We start from the raw sequence: 17244 nt of genomic DNA, 5'->3' as shown, positions 1-17244 counted from the left end.
TTGACGACCGCGCTCAGCCGACGCCGAGCCGGATCGGGTCGTCGCTCCGGACGATCTCGACCGTCACCGACTCGCCGATCGGGAACTCGCGGTCCGGACAGACCACCTTGACGCCGAACCGGTCGGCGCGCGACGCGAACAGCGAGAGGCCGGTCACGCGCTCGCCGTTCGCGAGGACGTCGACCGGCGCCCACTCGACTCGGGGCGCCCCGGCGCCGGCGTCGTCGGTTCGAACCGTCCCGACTTCGGTCCCGCAGAGCGACAGCGCCGCGTCCTCCGTCACGCGCGCCGCGGGCGTCGCGGGGGCCGCGTCGCTCGCAACGGGGGCCGCGTCGGCGCTTCGGAACGTCCCGCCGCCCGCGTAGTGCGTCAGCCCGCCGTCGAGCGGAACCCCCTCGTCGCTCGCGAGCGCGGCGAACGAGCCGCGTGCGCTCCGGCGACGCGGCCCGCGCAACACGACGTGCGTCGGTCCGCGCTCGACGACGGTCCCTCTCCCGTCCCACGCGACCGGTTCGACGGGGACGTCCACCGCGACCGGGAGCGACCCGCTCGCTCGGAGGGGGTTCGCGTCGGGCGGTCGGAAGCCGAGGTGGACGTGGTCGTCGACCCACTGCCCGAAGAACCCGGAGCGGGTCGTCGGCCCGAGCGCGTCGCCGACGGCGACCCGATCGCCGGGAGCCACCTCGGGGATCACGTGGAGCATCCGGGCGACGGTGCCGGCCGGCACGCCGGCGCGGGCGCACCACTCGTCGGCGAGGTCGACGACGATCAGGTGGTCCTCGTCGGCCGCGTACGCGCGGTCCGGGCAGCCGACGGTCCGGACCGCGCTGACGGTCCCGGCGACCGGAGAACGGCCGACCCCGTCGCCCGGGTAGAGGTCGACGGCGCGGCCGCGGTCGTGAGCGGGGTACGGAGAGTTGAACCGCGAGAACTTCTCGTACCGGTCGACGACGCCGGCCGGGAGCGTCACCGTCGGGTCCGACCGACCGCCGGGAGCGTCCGAGTCGTCGGCCGCGTCGGACGGCGCCTCGGTCGGCCCGCCCGTCACGCGTCGGCCGCCTCCATCCCGCCGATCACGAACCGCGCGCCGCCGGCGTCGGACTCGGCGACCGAGAGCGTCCACCCGTGCGCCTCGGCGATGTCGCCGACGATCGCCAGCCCGAGCCCGGTGCCGCCGCCGAGCGACACCCCGCGTTCGGTGACGCGCTCGCGCTCGTCGGCCGGGACTCCGGGACCGTTGTCGCCGACCGCGAGCGCGATTCCGTCGCCGTCGCGCTCGACGGAGACCGTGACGGTGACGTCCTCGCCGGCGTGGTCGATCGCGTTGCGAAAGAGGTTCGAGACGAGCTGTTCGAGGCGGTCGCGGTCGGCCAGCACGGTCGCGTCTCCGCCCCAGACGGTCAGCGTCGCGTCTCCGGTCTCCAGCCGGGACCAGACGCGCCTGACGGTTCCGTCGAGGGAGACGCGGTCGAGGTCGTCGACCGTCTCCCCCGCGGTCGCCAGCGCGAGCAGGCCCTCGATCATGTCGTCCATCCGCTCGTGGGCGTTCGCGGCCCGCTGTAGGGGTCCGTCCGGGTCGTCCGCGCGCTGGCGGGCCAGTTCGACGGCCGCGGACGCGGCGGCGAGCGGGTTCCGGAGGTCGTGCGAGACGACGCCGGCGAACTCCGCGAGGCGCTCGTTCTGGCGTTCGAGCTCGGCCTCCCGGCGTTCGAGCTCTGCCTGTCGCCGCTCCCGCGCGGTGACGTCGCGGAGCAGGAAGACGTGGCCGCGGTCGGTGCCGCGCGGGTCGGTGATCGGGTTCTCCTGGATGTCGAACTGGCGGTCGCCGATGGTGATCGGGTGTTCGACGCCGGTCTCGAGCCGCGGGAACACCGCCGACAGCGACGATCCGACCGCGTCAGGCGGGAGGAGCGCCTCGGCGGCGGGGTTCAGGTCGCGGATGCGCCCGTCGGAGCCCGAGACGATGACGGGGTCTTGCATCACCTCGACCGCGGTGTCTCGCGCGACGACCGCGGCGTCGAGGGTCCCGAGCCAGAAGACGGTGCCGTAGAGGAACACGCCGTGGATCACGAACGCCGTCGGCAGCCACGAGAGGTGCGGGTAGCTCCCCACGTCGACGACGGTCGTGATCCCCGCCAGAAACGGGAACAGCGTGCCGAGCAGCACGACGAACGTCTGGAGTCGGTACCGGTTCCCCGTCCGTTCGTAGAGGTCGACGACGAGGACCGCGCCGGCGACGCACAGCCCGTACGCGAGGAGGACGAACGCGCCCCCGACGGGGCCCAGCCCGTACCCGAGCAGCGTGAACGACCCGTCCGTGACCGGCGTCACCGAGCGGCGGGCGAGCCCGTGGGTGCCGCTCGACCACGCCAGCAGGACCCAGACGAACGCCGGCGCCGCGAGCGCGACGATCCGGTTCTCCGTGCGCCAGCGGTCGTGCCCGGTGAACGCGAAGGCGAAGAGGATCCAGAGGACCGGCAGCGCGCCCAACAGCGGCGTCGCCATGTTGAGCGCGACCGTCATCGCGACCTCGCCGGTCGCGGCGACGCGGAGCGCGTACAGGAGGGAGACGCCGCCGCCGCACAGCAGGTAGAGTGCGACCTCGATCCCTCCGGGCTCGTCGCGCTCGCGCCACGCGACCCGGCCGAGCCAGAGCCCGATGACCCCCGCCAACAGGCAGGCGGTCAGGTACGCTTGGACCGGCAGCGCGCCGAGGTCGCTCATCGATACCTGAACCACTTCCAGAGCCGACAAAACTGTTGTGTCACGCGCCGGCGAACGGGCCGCCTCGTCTCCGGCGCTCGTAGCGCGCCGACGGGCAATCCTCCCCGGCGCAAAGGGCTTGTGCGCTCCGGTCGTCGGATTCGGTATGCGCGTGTACAGGGGCGAGTTCGAGACGCCCGCCGCGGACCGCGAGCCGACGGCGGACCTGCTCGCGTCCGCCGCGGACGGTGTCCCGGCCGTGCGCGTCACCGCGCCGCCGCGGCAGGTCGCGTTCGGCCGGCGGGACGTCCGCGAGCCGGGATTCGAGCGAGCGAAGCGCGCGGCGCGCGACGCGGGGTTCCCGACCGTCGAGCGCGACGTGGGCGGGCGCGCGGTCGCGTACACTGGGTCGACGCTGTCGTTCGGCGTCGCGGTGCCGACCGGCGAGGGCCGCGGGTCGATCGACTCGCGGTACGAGACCGCGACCGAGACGCTCCGCGACGCGCTCCGCGACCTCGGCGTCGACGTGGTCCGGGGAGAGCCGCCGGACGCGTTCTGTCCCGGCGACTACTCGCTGCGGGTCGCGAGCGGCGGTAAAATCGCCGGCCTCGCTCAGCGCGTCCGCGCCGACGCCGCGCTCGTCGCGGGCGTCCTCGTCGCCTCGGCGGCGGACCCCGAGCCGATCGCCCGGGTCACCGACCGCGTCTACGGCGCGCTCGACGTGCCGTTCGATCCGGATTCGGTCGGGAGCGTCGCGGACGCCGGCGGCCCGGACGACCCCGACGCCGTCGCCCGGGCGGTCGAGGCCGCGTTCGTCGAGGGACCGTGGGGCGACGGCGAACGCCGTATCGTGCGCGTCGACGGGGCAGACGCCTGAGCGCGCCGCGGCGAGCGGTTCCGACGTTTCGACGTGCTTTTTATGCGCGGGGGACTGGGTTCGCGCATGGCCGAATTCAAAGTCGTCGTCGCCGACCCCGAGACCGGCGAGACGTTCCAGCGAGAGGTCGACGGACAGGACGCAAACCGATTCCTCGGTCGCGAGCTCGGCGACGAGATCGGCGGCGACGCCGTCGGACTGTCGGAGTTCACGATCGAACTCACCGGCGGCTCGGACGAGACCGGCCGCCCCATGCGCGAGGACGTCTCCGGCACGCGCCTGAAGGAGCTCCTCCTCGAAGGCGGCGTCGGCTTCGAGCCGTCCCGCGAGGGCGAGCGCAAGCGGATCACCGTCCGCGGCCGCGAGATCGACGACGACATCGCGCAGATCAACGCGAGCGTCGTCGACGGCGACGGCGACGTGGCGGCCGCGCTCGGCGAGGGCGACGCGGACGACGAAGCCGACGAGTAACGACGCCGCGATGCCTCGCGTCCCCTCCGACGGCGAGGACGTTTCTTCGGTCCGCGTCTCGCTCGCCCGGAGCGGCGGCACTCGCCGCCCCTGCGTCAGGCTCCCCGACGACGACGCGCTCGACGGGCGCGTCGAGTCCGGGACCTGCGACGCGCTCGGCGTCGACGCGGGCGACCTGATCCGAGTCGCGTTCGACGGGACCGAGTACCACGCCCGCGTCGCGAGCGACTCCCGCGGACGGCTCCTCCGCGGCGCCTACGACAACCGCCGACTCGCGCGGGAGGGCGGTGAGGGGACGAACCGACTGGTCGAGTGGCTCGACGCGAACGGGCGGGAGCCGGGCGAGGGCGTCGTCCTCGACGTCGTGGTGTCCGGCGAGCAGTACGGGCTCCGAATCCCGGGCGAACGGACCGTGTACGACGCCGCCCGGGGGCCGCCCTCCTCGCTCGCGGACATCGCCCGCGACGTGAACGAGTAGCGTCGCCGCCGCGACGTGGACGAGTAGCGCGCGCCGAACCCCCGCCCGCGCCGGGTCGGATCGCTTATTCTCGCTCGGTCCCGATATTGCTCTATGCAAGAGGTCGACGCGGACCTGACGGCGCTCGACCGCGCGATCATCAACGCGTTCCAAGGGGGCTTCCCCGTGACGGAGCGCCCCTTCGACGCGGCGGCGGCCGCGCTCCGCGAGCGCGGCGTCGACGTGACGGGGCCGGAGCTGTGCGAGCGCGTCCGCGAGCTCGACGAGGAGGGAATCCTCTCGCGGTTCGGCGCCTTGGTCAACGCCGAGGAGATCGGCGGCGCCGCCTCGCTCGTGGCGATGCACGCGCCCGAGGAGCGCTACGAGGAGATCGCGGAGGCCGTCAACGAGTTCACCGCGGTCGCGCACAACTACGAGCGCGAACACCCCCACCTCAACATGTGGTTCGTGGTGAGCGTCGCGGACCACCCGGACCCAGACAAGGACGGGAGCGACCGGGTCGAGGAGGTGCTCGCCGAGATCGAGGACGCCACGGGCCAGGAGACGTACAACCTCCCGAAGCTCCGGGAGTTCCACGTCGGCGCGAAGTTCCTCGTCGACGGCCCCGTCCCCGACGGCGACGTCGACCGCTCCGATCTCGGCCCCGAGGTCGCGCCGAGCGACCGGGGGACGCTCACGCCCGAGGAGCGCGACCTCGTCGTGGAGATTCAGGGCGGCCTGCCGGTGACGGAGACGCCGTACGCCGACGTGGCGGCCGCGCTCGACGCCGACGTCGACTGGGTGATCGAGACGATCAAGCGGTTCAACGAGGAGGGGAAGGTGCGCCGCGTGGGCGTCATCCCGAACCACTACGCGCTCGGCTACACCGAGAACGGGATGACGGTCTGGAACGTCCCGGAGGACGTCCTCGACGAGGTCGGCCCCGCGGTCGCGGAGCTGGACTTCGTCACGCACTGCTACGAGCGGCCGCGCCACGCCGGCGTCTGGGAGTACAACTTCTTCGCCATGACGCACGGCCGCACGGAGGCCGAAAGCGAGCGTCGGATCGCGGAGGTCAGAGAGCTGATGGCGGAGTACTGGGACGTGGGCGCCGACGACTGGGACACCCTGTTCTCGACGCGCATCCTCAAGAAGACCGGCATCCGCATCGCGGACCGGGCGGACAGCAACACGGCGTGACCCGCCGAATCACCGCCTTCGGAGGGCGACGGTGACGCCGCTGTACCACGACCTCTCGGGCGAGACGGTGGTCGTCTTCGGCGGCGGTTCGGTCGGCTCGCGGAAGGCGCGCGGCTTCGACGAGGCCGCGCGCGTCGTCGTCGTCAGCCCGGCGTTCGACGAGCGGCTGCGATCGCTGGCGGGAGCCGACGGCGAGTCCGAGGCCGACAGCGAGGCGGCCGGCAACGGCGAATCCGAGGCCGACGGCGTGTCTGGGACCGAGGCCGGCCCGTCGATCGAACTGGTCCGCGCCGCCCCGGACGCCGACGCCGTCGCCGACTGGATCGACCGGCTTGCCCCGGCGCTGGCGGTCGCCGCGACCGACGACGCCGCGGTCAACGCCGCCGTGGAGTCCGCCGCGCTCGACCGCGGACTCCTCGTCAACCGGACGGACGTCTCCGGCGGCCGCGACCCCGGGAGCGTCGTGGTCCCGGCGACGGTCGAGGACGATCCGGTGACCGTGGCGCTCTCGACGGGCGGGACCAGCCCCGCCTTGGCGAAGGCGTTGCGCGAGCGGATCGAGGCCGAGATCGACGGCGCGGGCGAGATGGCGGCGCTCTCGGGGGAGATCCGCGAGGAGCTGAAAGCGGCCGGTGTCGCGCCCGAAAAGCGCCGGGAAGCGGTCCGGCGCGTCGTCAGATCGCGGGGGGTTTGGAAGGCTTTACAAAAGGGGAGATCTTACGGACGGCAAGAGGCCGACACCGTGATAGAGGGGGTACTCAATTGATGAGAGAGACGGGTGCGATCGCCGGCGTGAGCGTCGCCCACGCCGACGCGACCGTCGACGAGATCGAGGCCGCCGGCGGCGACGGCGTCCGCGCGACCGTCTCGGACCTGCTCGCGCGCGAAGGGGTCGAGGAGGCGTTCGCGGTCCAGACGTGTAACCGCTCGGAGGCGTACGTCGTCACGGACCGCACGATCGACGGCGCGACGGCGCTGTCGACGTTCGCGCCGGACGTGCGCGGCGGCGCGGTCCGCCGGCTCGACCACGAGGAGAGCTTAGAGCACCTGATGCGCGTCGCGTCCGGGCTGGAGTCGCTCGTACTCGGTGAAGACCAGATCATCGGCCAGCTGCGCGAGGCGTACGAGGAGTCGAAGTCCGCGGGCGGCATCGGGCCGGTGCTCAAAGACGCCGTGACGAAGGCGCTCCACGTCGGCGAGCGCGCGCGGACGGAGACCGAGATCAACGAGGGGGTCGTCTCGCTCGGCTCCGCGGCGGTCCGGCTGGCGGCGAGCGAGATCGACCTCACCGACGGGTCGGCGGTCGTCGTCGGCGCCGGCGAGATGGGGACGCTCGCCGCCCGCACGCTCGACGACACCGCCGTCTCGGAGATCGTCGTCGCGAACCGCACCGTCCCGCACGCGGAGTTCGTCGCCGAGGAGGTCGACACGCCGGCGGAGGCGGTGCCGCTCGCGGACCTCCCCGCGATCATCCCCGAGGCCGACCTCGTCGTCACCGCGACCGGGAGCCCGGATCTCGTCGTCCACCCGTCGCACGTCGACGGCGCGGGCCGAGTCATCTGTATCGACATCGCGCAGCCCCGGGACGTCGACCCGGCCGCCGGCGCCCGCGAAGGCGTCACCGTCTACGACATCGACGATCTCGAAGACGTCACGCGTCGGACTAGGGAGAGCCGCGCCGAGGAGGCCCGGAAGGTCGAAGCGATCATCGACGAGGAGCTCGACCGCATCCTCGAAGCGTACAAGCGCAAGCGCGCCGACGACGCCATCTCGGCGATGTACGCCGGCGCGGACCAGGTGAAGGCCCGCGAACTCGACCGCGCGATGTCGAAGCTGGAGGCGCAGGGCGACCTGACCGACGAGCAGCGCGAGACGGTCGCGGACCTCGCGGACGCGCTGGTCGGCCAGCTGCTCGCGGCCCCGACCCGGTCGCTCCGGGACGCCGCCGGCGAGGACGACTGGGAGACGATCCGGACCGCCCTCCGGCTGTTCGACCCCGAGTTCACGTCGCAGGCCGACGGGCCGGAGGAGGCGGACATCGCCGACGCCGCGGCCGGGGGTCCCGACGCGGTCCCGGACTCCGTGGCCGAGGAGCTCGACGATTAGGTCGGCCCCGTACGGACGCCACCGGGGTCGCCCGCTGATCCTGTCGCGAGCGAGTTAGCGTCGAGCGTCGACCAGCGGCGAGACCACCTCCGAGGGCCTCGCGCCCGCCGGACCGCCGCGCTTTATTCCCCGCCGGATCCACGGACCGGTATGGAACTCTCCGAGTACGTCGACCGACTCGACGACGAGCTCGACACGGCCGCGTACGCCGACGTCGACGCGAGCGCGAACGGGCTACAGGTGGGTCCGGACGACGGCGACGTGGAGCGCGTCGCGTTCGCGGTCGACGCCGCGCGAGCGACGATCGAGGCCGCCGCCGAGGCGGGCGCGGACGTGCTCGTCGTCCACCACGGGCTCTCGTGGGGCGGCATCGAGCGCGTCACCGGTCGCGTCCACGACCGGATCGCGGCGCTCGTCGAGCACGACATCGCGCTGTACGTCTCGCACCTCCCGCTCGACGGCCACCGGGACCTCGGCAACGCGGCGGGCGTCGCCGACGCGGTCGGGCTGCGCGATCGGGAGCCGTTCGGCGAGATCGGTCCGGTGACGATCGGAACGATCGGCGAGACGGACGAGCCGCGGTCGACGGCGGCGGTCAGCGAGACCCTCGACGGCTTCGAGGGACAACCCGACGGCGAGTCGGCGCCGACGCGCGTCCTCGATTTCGGCCCCGACGAGATCGAGCGCGTTGGGGTCGTCACCGGCTCCGGCGTCGACTGGCTCGACGAGGCGGTCGCGGCCGACGCGGACGCGCTGATCACCGGCGAGGGGAAACAGCAGGTGTACCACGACGCGCGGGAGGCCGGCCTCACGGTGTTCCTCGCCGGCCACTACGCCACGGAGACGTTCGGCGTGCGAGCGCTGGAGTCGCTGACCACCGAGTGGGGCCCAGAGACGACCTACCTCCCGCACCCGACGGGGCTCTGAGGGCGGCCGACCAGCCCGGCTGCGGACCCGCGTCGCCGCCGAACGCAACCCTTACCGCTCGCGTCCGCGCAGTCGGGGTATGCGCGATCACTTCGAGATCCGGGACCACGACGCCGCCGGACGGATCGGCCGGTTGGAGGTCCCGCGCGCCGACGTCACGGTCGAGACGCCGGCGCTTCTGCCCGTGGTCAACCCCAACGTGCTCACGATCGAGCCCGAGCGGCTCGAATCGGAGTTCGGCGCGGAGATGCTGATCACGAACTCCTACATCATCCGGAGCACCGACCGCATCCGCGACCGCGTGGTCGATCAGGGACTCCACGAGTTCCTCGGGTTCGACGGCGCGATCATGACCGACTCCGGCTCCTTCCAGCTGGCCGAGTACGGCGACATCGACGTGACGACCGCGGAGATCATCGAGTTCCAGCGGGAGATCGGCAGCGACGTCGCGACCCCCGTCGACGTGCCGACGCCGCCCGACGCCGACCGCGAGCGGGCGGAGCGCGAGCTCGCGACGACGAAGGAGGCGCTCGCGGACGCCGAGGCGGCCGACACCGGTGAGATGCTCGTCAACGCGCCGGTTCAGGGGTCGACGTACGCCGACCTGCGCGAGGAGGCGGGGCGGCACGCGGCCGCGACCGACCTCGACGTGTTCCCGGTCGGTGCGATGGTTCCCCTCCTGAACTCCTACCGCTACGCCGAGGTGGTCGAGGCGGTGCGCGCGGCCAAGCGCGGTCTCGGCCCGGGCGCGCCGGTCCACCTGTTCGGCGCCGGTCACCCGATGATGCTCGCGTTGGCGGTCGCGGCCGGCTGCGACCTGTTCGACTCGGCCGCGTACGCGCTGATGGCGCGCGACGGGCGCTACCTCACCGTCTCGGGGACGGAACACCTCGAAGAGCTCGACTACTTTCCCTGTTCGTGTCCCGTGTGCGCCGACCACACTCCGGCCGACCTCCGCGGCTTCGACGACGGCGAGACGGAGCGGCTGCTCGCCGAGCACAACCTCCACGTCACTTTCGAGGAGCTGCGCCGCGTGAAGGAGGCGATCCGATCGGGAACCCTCCTCGAACTCGTCGACCGCCGCGCCCGCGGCCACCCGGCGATGCTCGACGGCTACCGCGCGCTGCTCGACCACGCCGAGGAGTTAGAGCGGACCGACTCCACCTCGAAGGATGCGTTCTTCTACACCTCACACGAGGCGGCCCGACGGCCGGAGGTGCGGCGCCACCGGGAACGCCTCGGCCGGTTGGCGGTGCCCGACGACCTCCTGCTCACCGAGTCGAAGGCGCCCTCGAACCACGAGTACGACGCGGTGTGGCGGGTGAAAGCACCGTTCGGGCCGTACCCGCCCGCGCTCTCGGAGACGTATCCCCTCACCGCCGAGGTCCCCGAGCGGACCGACGGCGCGGCGCAGGTCGCCGCGGCGGCGGGCGTGGCCGCGCTGGCGGACGCCAATCCCGAGACGGCGATCACGCTCGGTCACGACGCCTGGTGCGAGCGGGCGCTGGAGCGCCTCCCGGACGAGATTGAGACCGAGAACCTCCGGACGCTCGGCTGACGAGCCGCGGGCTCGCGAACAGACTCCGTCGAGGAATAGACTCCGTCGGAGCGAAAATCGCAGCCGTGACCGCGTCGACCGTGGATTCGAGGGCGGGTCGGTCAGTCCCGCCGGTGGCCGAGCGGCTTCTTCTGGTCGACCTCGACCTCGACGTGGATCGAGTCGGGGAAGTCGCGGCCGACGACGTCGCGCGCGATGTCGTCGGCGCCGTGTATCTCCATCGAGCGGCGGTAGACGTCGTAGCGCCAGGGCGAGAACTCGTCGCCGGGCGCGAGATCCTTGTACAGCGGGACGGTGACGCGCTCCGAGGGGCTCGCGTGCGGGCCCTTGCACTCGGCACCCTTGCGTTCGAGCGTCTCTTTGAGCTCTTGGACGGTCTCGACGAGTACGTCGCGGTCGCCGGACGCGAAGTCGAGTTTCGTGACGAAGGTCATGGCTGGGGGTCGTGCGTCAATGGCCTCCCGAGCGGTAAAAGCGCATCTACCCGCGCTCGGCGCGTGCGACCGCACCGCGAATCCCGGCGGGAGACCGGTCGACGCCGCCGAGCCGTTCCGATCCGTTCGAGACTCCGACACGCTCTTTAGGGGTGATCGCTTACCTGCGGCTAATGACGGTCGAAGCGACCAGCGCTGGAGCCATCCTCTTCCGCGACACCCGCGGCGAACGGGAGTACTTGCTCCTGAAGAGCCGACCGGGGGACTGGGAGTTCCCCAAAGGCGGGGTCGAGGGGGACGAGGAGCTCCAGCAGACGGCGATACGAGAAGTCGGCGAGGAGGCCGGGATAGAGGATTTCCGGCTGATCGACGGGTTCCGCAGGGAGTACGACTACGTGTTCGAGGCGAACGGGAAGACCATCCACAAGACGGTCCACCTGTTCATCGCCCGCTCGTTCGAGGCGAGCGCCGAGCTCTCGAAGGAACACCGCGACCTCCAGTGGCGCGACTACGACCAAGCGCTCAACACGATCACCCAAGACGGCCCGCGCGACATCTTGGAGGAGGCCCACGACTACCTCGACGAACGGAAAGACGAGGAGAACGGAAACTACGTCTGACCGGAACGCGAGTCGGAGCCCGATCGACGGTGGCTCCGCCTCCGAGCGGTCCGCTTTTGTCCGCTCCGCCCGACGAGTCGACCAGTGACGCCCGACGCCGAGTTCGGCTACGAGCTTCTGGTCTGCCGGTACGCCGAGTTGACGTGGCACCCGAGCGCGGGGCCGCGACCGGCGCTCATCGCCCGCCAGCTCGGCACCAAGGAGCGCCGGTGGGACACGGTCGTGATCGAGGTCGATCCCGCGGCGTTCGCGGCACGGCGCGCGTTCGGCGACCGGACCATCGACTCCGACCTCCTCCACGTCGTCCGAGGCGCGCCGGCCGAGTGGGCGTGGTACCGCGACGCGCTGCCCGACCCCGGCTACCCGTGGCGCTACGTCCGGCGGGCCGTTCACCGCGCCGCCGGCCGGGACCTGATCGAGAAACGACGCGACGGCAACCGGATCGAGATTCGCCGGCTGCGGCCGTACCCGGACTGGGTCCGGCGGATCGTCGCGGTCGAGAACAAGCCGGACTTGGACGCCAGCGCGGCCGACAGGCTCGCCGACCAGCTCGAACACGACGTCGAGACCGCGCTCGCCGACGAGGCGTGGCTCGCGACGGAGACGACCGGCGAGCGCGTCGAGCCCGCGCTCCTCCGCGAGATGCCCGTCGAGGTCGGGATCCTCGCGACCGACTTCTCCGGGGGCGTCGACGCCGACGCGGCCGACGTGGCGTGGCACCCGAGCGATCTGCGCCCCGCCGAGGGCGAGCGCCGCGACGCCGAGACCGAGACGCTGCGGCTGGAGATCGCCGAGCGCGCATACGGGAAAGGCTGGCGCTCGTTCCACGACACCATGCGACCCGACTGTCGGCACTTCGAACTCCGCCGGGAGGGGAAGGCGCTCGTCCCGCACTGCGCGGCGAAGGGGAAGATTCCGACAGCGCGGGAGTGTTCCGGGTCGTGCGCCGAGTTCTCGCCGGAGCCTCCCCAGTGGCGCACGAAGGGGTGGCCCATCGAGGGCGGGCCGGGAAAGGGGTTCAAGCGGGTGTTGGGGCGGCGGCGGGAACGCGAGCGCGACCGGGTCGAAAAGGTTGAGTGAGCCGCGGCACCACCCGACCGTATGCGGTTCCCGAACCCGTCGCTCTCCGAGTACGCGATCAACACGGTCGTCGTGGTCCTCACGCTGGCCGTCCTCCAGTACACCGGCTGGCTCTCCGACGACCCTAGCGGACTCGACCCGGCGCTCCTCGTCGTGGTCGCGGTGACGTTCCCGGTCTTCACGTACCTGCTGGCCGTCCTCGCCGCGAACGTCAGCTGGATCCCCGAGTGACGGACCGCCGGCGATCCGCCGACCCCGTCGCGGCCGCCTACGACAGCGCGGCCGCCAGCTTCTCGATCGGATGCGACGGCTCCGGCACCTCGCCCGGTCCCTCCTCCAGCTGCGTCCGACAGGAGGTGCCGGGCGCGACGAGGCCGTCGCCGTCGCTCGCGTCGACCTGCTCGAACAGGTTCTCGCCGATCGCTTTGCTCATCGAGTAGTGCTCCGCCTCGTAGCCGAACGAGCCGGCCATCCCGCAACAGGAGGAGTCGAGCGGGTCGACGCCGTAGCCGGCGCGTCGCAGCACGCCGACCGCGTGGTGGTCCTTCTTCGTGGCCTTCTGGTGGCAGTGGCCGTGGTAAGTGAGCGACTCCGTCGGGGCGTCGAGCGGGAGCTCCTCGTCGAGGCGATGCGCGTCGACGTACTCCATGACCCCGTACGCGTTCTCGGAGACGGCAGCCACGTCGGCGTCGGGTACGTCGCTCGCGTCGCCGTCGAGCAGGTCGTGGTAGTCCGACTGGAGCATCACGGCGTCGGAGGGCTCGACGACGACAACCTCCCAGCCGTCATGGACGTCGGGCGCGAGCGTCTCCACGGCGGATTTGGCGGTCGCGCGCGACACGTCGATCATCCCCTTCGAGTGGGGCGGGCGCCCGCTTCCGTCCACGTCCGGGATCTCGACGTGGCAGTTCGCGGCCTCTAACACGCGCACCGCGGCCTTCCCCGCGCCGGGGTTCGTGTAGGTGGTGTACACGTCGGGGAAAAGCAGCACGTCGCGGTCGGCCTCGTCGCGTGGGACGCCCGCGCCGCCGCGCGCCTCGAACCAGTCGACGAGCGTCTCCGAGCGGAACGTCGGGAGGTCGCGCTCGCCCGCGATCCCGAGCGCCTTCTCCGCGATGAGGCCGCTCCCGGGGATCTTGTTCGGAAGGTTCGAGAGCGGCGCGAACTTCGAGGCGAGCGGCGCGAGCGACTCGAAATGACCGAGCAGCCGCGTCCGGAGGTCGATCCCGTGTTCCTCGTGGTGCGCGTGCTCGACTTCCGCCTTCAGTTTCGCCATGTCGACGCCGCTCGGACAGTCCACCTTACAGCCCTTACAGCCGACACAGAGGTCCATCACCTCGGTGACGAACTCGTCGTCCGTCGGGTCGTCCGGGAGTTCGCCGGTCATGGCCCCGCGGAGCATGTTCGCCCGGCCGCGGGTCGCTTGGATCTCCTCGTCGGCGGCGCGGTAGGTCGGGCACATCACGCCGCCGGTGGTGTCCTGCGGGCCGCGACAGCCGCCGCAGCCGTGACAGAGCTCGACCATCCCCTGCATCCCGTTGTCGACCGCCCACTCCATCGCGGGGTCGAAGCCGGCGTCGTACTCGTACTCCGCGTCGAACCGGAGGTTCTCGCGCATGTCGACGTCGCCGCAGACGTTGCCCGGGTTGAGCAGCCAGTCGGGGTCGAACGCGGTCTTGAGGTCGCGGAACGTCCCCCAGAGCTCGTCGCCGTACAGCTTCCGGTTCCACTGCGTGCGCGCACGACCGTCGCCGTGTTCGCCCGAGACGGAGCCGCCCAGTCGGACCACCGCGTCGGTGACGCGGTCCGCGATGTCGACCATCGCGTCGACGTCGTCGACGTCCTTCGTGTTGATCAGCGGGCGGACGTGGAGCACGCCCGGCCCGGCGTGTGCGTAGAAGGTGGCGAACGTGTCGTTGTCCTCGAGGATCTGCTGAAACTCGCGGGTGTACTCCGGGAGGTGTTCCGGCGGGATGGCGCAGTCCTCGATGAAGGAGATGTGCTTCTCGTCGGTGGTCCGCGAGAGGAGGATCGGGAGCCCGGCCTTGCGCATCTTCCAGAAGCGGTCGCGCTTCTCGGGGTCGTGCGCCTCCATGGCGTGGCTCGCGCGGCGGGGGTGGCTCGTGGTCTCCGCGGCGCCGGCGCTCGGGTCGACCGCGGTGTCGACGGCGCCGTCTCCGTCGCCGGCCCCTCCGTTCGCGGCGGCGCCGACCCGGTCCGCGATGAGGTCCGCGACCTTCCGTTTGCCATCGGCGTCGCTGTCGGCGTAGAACTCGACGAGGAGCGCGGAGTCGGTGCCGTCCGGGAGCATGCCGACCACGTCCTCGAACTCCGGCGTGTCGGCCGCCAGCCCGAGCAGCACGTCGTCCATCACCTCGACGGCGGCGGGGTCGTGTTCGATACACGCCGCCACGTCCTCCATCGCTTCGAGGAGGTCGTCGTAGGTGAGCAGCGCGACCGCCTTCGTCTCGGGGATCTCGACGAGCGAGAGCGTCGCCTCGGTCACGGTCGCGAGCGTCCCCTCGCTGCCCGCGAGGAGGCGGCCGAGGTTGACGACGCCCTCCTCGCCGTGTTCGCCGCGGTACTCGGCGAGCAGGCGGTCGAGGTTGTAGCCGGAGACGTTCCGCTTCAGCTCCGGGAACCGCTCGTCGATCGCGTCCGCCTCCTCGTCGAGTATCCGGACGACCTCGGCGTGAATTCGCGGGAGGAGGCCGTCGGCGTCGGGGTCGGCGGACTCGCGGAGCTCCTCGACCGCGACCTCGCCGAACGTCGCCACGGTGCCGTCCGCGAGGACGACCTCCAGCTCCTCGACGTAGTGATCGGTCTTGCCGTACTTCAGCGAGTGCGAGCCGGTGGAGTTGTTGCCGATGGCGCCGCCGACGGCGGACTTGTCGCGCCACGCCGGGTCGGGCGCGAACTTCAGGCCGTCGGGCTCGACCGCGGCGTTGAGGTCGCCGACGTACGCGCCCGCCTGAACGCGGGCCCGCTTCGCGTCCGCGTCCGTCGATATCACGTCGTCCATCTCGCCGGTGAGGTCGAGGACGACCGCCTCGTTGACGGTCTGTCCGGCGAGGGAGGTGCCGCCGCCGCGCGGAAGGACCGGGACCCCTTCCTCGAAGCAGTACTCGTGGACGGCCGCCACGTCCGCGGTCGACTCCGGTATCACGACGCCGATCGGGGTGACCTCGTACGCCGAGGCGTCGGTCGCGTACAGCCGCTTCGAGTAGTCGTCGAAGCGCACGTCGCCGTCTACCCGCCGGTCGAGCGCGTCGACGAGATCCGGCCGCTCCACGTCCCCTCCCGTGTAGTCGAAGTCCCCGCCGTCCGTCGGATCCGGCTCCGAGGTGTTCGTTGCCATACGACTCCCTCACAGTCGACTCATGAAAAACCTCTTGCCGTCGGCGCGCCGCGGGAACGAGACTCGCCACCGACGCCCCCGTTCTGTCACCACCCCCGCCACCCACGTTCTACCACCGCCTGTCCGACGCGCGTCGTTCGACAACGAACGCTTATTAGGCGCGCTCGTGACCGTATCGTGTATGAACGCAGCCCCCGAAGAGATCACGTCGCTCGTCGGCCGCGAGGTGTACTCCAGCAACGGCGTTTTCGTCGGCGAAATCGAAGACATCCAGCTCGATCTGGACGCCCGCGCCGTGACCGGCCTCGCCCTCGCCGAACTCAACCACGAGCTGTTCGCCGGACAGGTGAGCGGCTCGACCGGCGTCATCGTCCCGTACCGCTGGGTCCGCGCCGTCGGCGACGTCGTCCTGATCAACGACGTCATCGAGCGGTACGACGCCGGCGACTCCGACGAGGAGGCGGCCGAAATCGCCTCAGAAGGGTAACGCGTCGCGGAGGCTGGCGATCACGCCGCGCTCCTCCCGCCGTGCCTCGTCGAACACCGGGTAGAGCGCGTCGAGGAACGCCGTCTCGTTTTCGAACTCCCGCTGGGGTACGCGGTCGAGCGCGTCCGCGAGCGAGAGCGAACGCCCCTGCGCGTCGTACGGGACCTCCTGATCGCCGAGCGCGTCCCGTAGCTCCGCGGCCGTCGCGGGAAACGACACGTCAGCCTCGTCGAGCCGGGCGTCGAGCGCGGCGATGCCGAACTCGATCGCCTCGGGCTCCTTCGTATCGCCGCCGCCGGGTGGCCGTGCTGCCATCGAGGTCGTCTACTCCCTCCGGCGGCTTGAAACCCCTGTTCTCGGCGCGTCCGGCTACTCCGGAATCGATTCGCTCGGCGGCGCGGCGTCGACGACGGCGAGTTCGACCCCCTCGCCGGACCGGTCGAACGCGGCGAGCGAGTCGGCGTCGTACGGCGGAACGGCGACGATCACCACGCCCGCGAGGTCGTCGGTCCGCGAGACGCCGAGGAACCCGTCCGGGTGCGAGAGGAACCGCGCGCCGCCCCCGCCGGCCGGCGTGCCGAGGTCGACGCCGAACACCGAACTGACGGAGCCGCCGACCGAGGGGAGCGTGAAATGCGTCACCACCGGCGTCGCCGGGTCGAGCCCGAGGTCTGCCTCGAACTCGCCGGCGGGCGTCGCCGAGAGCCGGACGTTCACCTCGTCGGGGTCCTCGCTCGCGGCGCGCTCGCGCAGCACGGTCAACAGGTCGCGGGTGACGTAGATCACTGCTCGGCCGGCGTTACGAGACGGGACGACAAAAGGACACGCACGGTTCGGGTGGTAGTGTTCAGATAAGCTGATTCCATGCGAAGGCGAACGATCTCAGCCACTCGTCAGCAGTTTCTGCTTCGGCGTTGCTGAAACAGTTTGAGAAACTGATAGTTCTGCGTTTTACCTCACGAAAAA

General features: G+C 71.5%; 18 protein-coding genes and 1 pseudogene. 12 read left to right on the top strand and 7 right to left on the bottom strand.

The genetic code is table 11. From position 1 onward, the window contains the following. Window positions 1-13 precede the first annotated feature (13 nt). Window positions 14-1048, bottom strand: coding sequence for a hypothetical protein (locus EXE46_RS10760; RefSeq protein ID WP_137688397.1), 1035 nt, complete (start codon window positions 1046-1048; stop codon window positions 14-16). Then, window positions 1045-2724 (bottom strand): histidine kinase N-terminal 7TM domain-containing protein, encoded by a 1680-nt coding sequence (locus tag EXE46_RS10755; protein ID WP_137688396.1) that lies wholly within the window; start codon window positions 2722-2724, stop codon window positions 1045-1047. The genes EXE46_RS10760 and EXE46_RS10755 overlap by 4 nt, the downstream gene beginning before the upstream one ends. Before the next feature lie 145 nt (window positions 2725-2869). On the opposite strand from EXE46_RS10755, the gene EXE46_RS10750 reads away from it, so the two are divergent. The 8 genes from EXE46_RS10750 to tgtA all read left to right on the top strand — a co-directional run bounded on the left by EXE46_RS10750 (window position 2870) and on the right by tgtA (window position 10299). Next, window positions 2870-3580, top strand: a complete 711-nt coding sequence (locus EXE46_RS10750; protein WP_137688395.1) for a lipoate--protein ligase family protein — start codon at window positions 2870-2872, stop codon at window positions 3578-3580. A 66-nt stretch (window positions 3581-3646) separates the two neighbouring features. Continuing rightward, the gene (locus EXE46_RS10745; RefSeq protein WP_137688394.1) at window positions 3647-4051 is read left to right on the top strand and encodes a 30S ribosomal protein S6e; all 405 of its coding nucleotides are present in this window, start codon (window positions 3647-3649) and stop codon (window positions 4049-4051) included. A 10-nt stretch (window positions 4052-4061) separates the two neighbouring features. Then, complete coding sequence (locus EXE46_RS10740) at window positions 4062-4529, top strand: hypothetical protein (RefSeq protein WP_137688393.1); 468 nt, start codon at window positions 4062-4064, stop codon at window positions 4527-4529. A 93-nt stretch (window positions 4530-4622) separates the two neighbouring features. Further along, window positions 4623-5708, top strand: coding sequence for an Lrp/AsnC family transcriptional regulator (locus tag EXE46_RS10735; RefSeq protein ID WP_137688392.1), 1086 nt, complete (start codon window positions 4623-4625; stop codon window positions 5706-5708). A 31-nt stretch (window positions 5709-5739) separates the two neighbouring features. Beyond that, on the top strand, window positions 5740-6474 hold the full coding sequence (locus EXE46_RS10730) for a bifunctional precorrin-2 dehydrogenase/sirohydrochlorin ferrochelatase (protein WP_137688391.1): 735 nt from the start codon (window positions 5740-5742) through the stop codon (window positions 6472-6474). Further along, window positions 6474-7814: a glutamyl-tRNA reductase gene (gene hemA, locus EXE46_RS10725; RefSeq protein WP_137688390.1), complete on the top strand. Its 1341-nt coding sequence runs from the start codon at window positions 6474-6476 to the stop codon at window positions 7812-7814. Before EXE46_RS10730 ends, hemA begins: the two co-directional genes overlap by 1 nt. 150 nt (window positions 7815-7964) lie before the next feature. Further along, the gene (locus EXE46_RS10720) at window positions 7965-8741 is read left to right on the top strand and encodes a Nif3-like dinuclear metal center hexameric protein (RefSeq protein WP_137688389.1); all 777 of its coding nucleotides are present in this window, start codon (window positions 7965-7967) and stop codon (window positions 8739-8741) included. A gap of 79 nt (window positions 8742-8820) precedes the next feature. Beyond that, complete coding sequence (gene tgtA, locus EXE46_RS10715; RefSeq protein WP_137688388.1) at window positions 8821-10299, top strand: tRNA guanosine(15) transglycosylase TgtA; 1479 nt, start codon at window positions 8821-8823, stop codon at window positions 10297-10299. Window positions 10300-10400: 101 nt separating this feature from the next. Here the strand turns inward: tgtA and EXE46_RS10710 are convergent, their stop codons facing one another. Further along, complete coding sequence (locus tag EXE46_RS10710; protein WP_121562205.1) at window positions 10401-10733, bottom strand: uS10/mL48 family ribosomal protein; 333 nt, start codon at window positions 10731-10733, stop codon at window positions 10401-10403. A gap of 173 nt (window positions 10734-10906) precedes the next feature. Here EXE46_RS10710 and EXE46_RS10705 point away from each other — a divergent pair, with 173 nt between their 5' ends. The 3 genes from EXE46_RS10705 (at window position 10907) to EXE46_RS10695 (ending at window position 12664) form a co-directional block, all read left to right on the top strand. After that, complete coding sequence (locus EXE46_RS10705; protein WP_137688387.1) at window positions 10907-11353, top strand: bis(5'-nucleosyl)-tetraphosphatase; 447 nt, start codon at window positions 10907-10909, stop codon at window positions 11351-11353. A gap of 84 nt (window positions 11354-11437) precedes the next feature. Further along, window positions 11438-12433, top strand: a complete 996-nt coding sequence (locus EXE46_RS10700; RefSeq protein ID WP_137688386.1) for a DUF5787 family protein — start codon at window positions 11438-11440, stop codon at window positions 12431-12433. A gap of 21 nt (window positions 12434-12454) precedes the next feature. Further along, window positions 12455-12664, top strand: coding sequence for a hypothetical protein (locus EXE46_RS10695; RefSeq protein ID WP_137688385.1), 210 nt, complete (start codon window positions 12455-12457; stop codon window positions 12662-12664). 37 nt (window positions 12665-12701) lie between these two features. On the opposite strand, the gene EXE46_RS10690 is transcribed toward EXE46_RS10695, so the two are convergent. Then, on the bottom strand, window positions 12702-15791 hold the full coding sequence (locus EXE46_RS10690; protein WP_137688384.1) for an FAD-binding and (Fe-S)-binding domain-containing protein: 3090 nt from the start codon (window positions 15789-15791) through the stop codon (window positions 12702-12704). A 181-nt stretch (window positions 15792-15972) separates the two neighbouring features. On the opposite strand from EXE46_RS10690, the gene EXE46_RS10685 reads away from it, so the two are divergent. After that, a complete protein-coding gene (locus EXE46_RS10685) occupies window positions 15973-16278 on the top strand; it encodes a PRC-barrel domain-containing protein (protein WP_137688383.1) in 306 nt (101 codons plus the stop codon). On the opposite strand, the gene EXE46_RS10680 is transcribed toward EXE46_RS10685, so the two are convergent. From EXE46_RS10680 to EXE46_RS10670, 3 genes and pseudogenes are all read right to left on the bottom strand, one after another. Continuing rightward, the gene (locus EXE46_RS10680) at window positions 16267-16593 is read right to left on the bottom strand and encodes a hypothetical protein (RefSeq protein ID WP_137688382.1); all 327 of its coding nucleotides are present in this window, start codon (window positions 16591-16593) and stop codon (window positions 16267-16269) included. The two genes, EXE46_RS10685 and EXE46_RS10680, sit on opposite strands and share 12 nt — an antisense overlap. Window positions 16594-16647: 54 nt before the next feature. Continuing rightward, window positions 16648-17064: a hypothetical protein gene (locus EXE46_RS10675; protein WP_137688381.1), complete on the bottom strand. Its 417-nt coding sequence runs from the start codon at window positions 17062-17064 to the stop codon at window positions 16648-16650. 61 nt (window positions 17065-17125) lie between these two features. After that, window positions 17126-17244, bottom strand: a pseudogene (locus EXE46_RS10670) (IS6 family transposase); the annotation flags it as partial.

It is taken from the genome of Halorubrum sp. GN11_10-6_MGM (genome assembly GCF_005435165.1).
Taxonomy (GTDB): Archaea; Halobacteriota; Halobacteria; order Halobacteriales; family Haloferacaceae; genus Halorubrum.
Note: the sequence above shows the minus strand (reverse complement) of the source record. Positions and strands in the feature narration are given on the sequence as shown.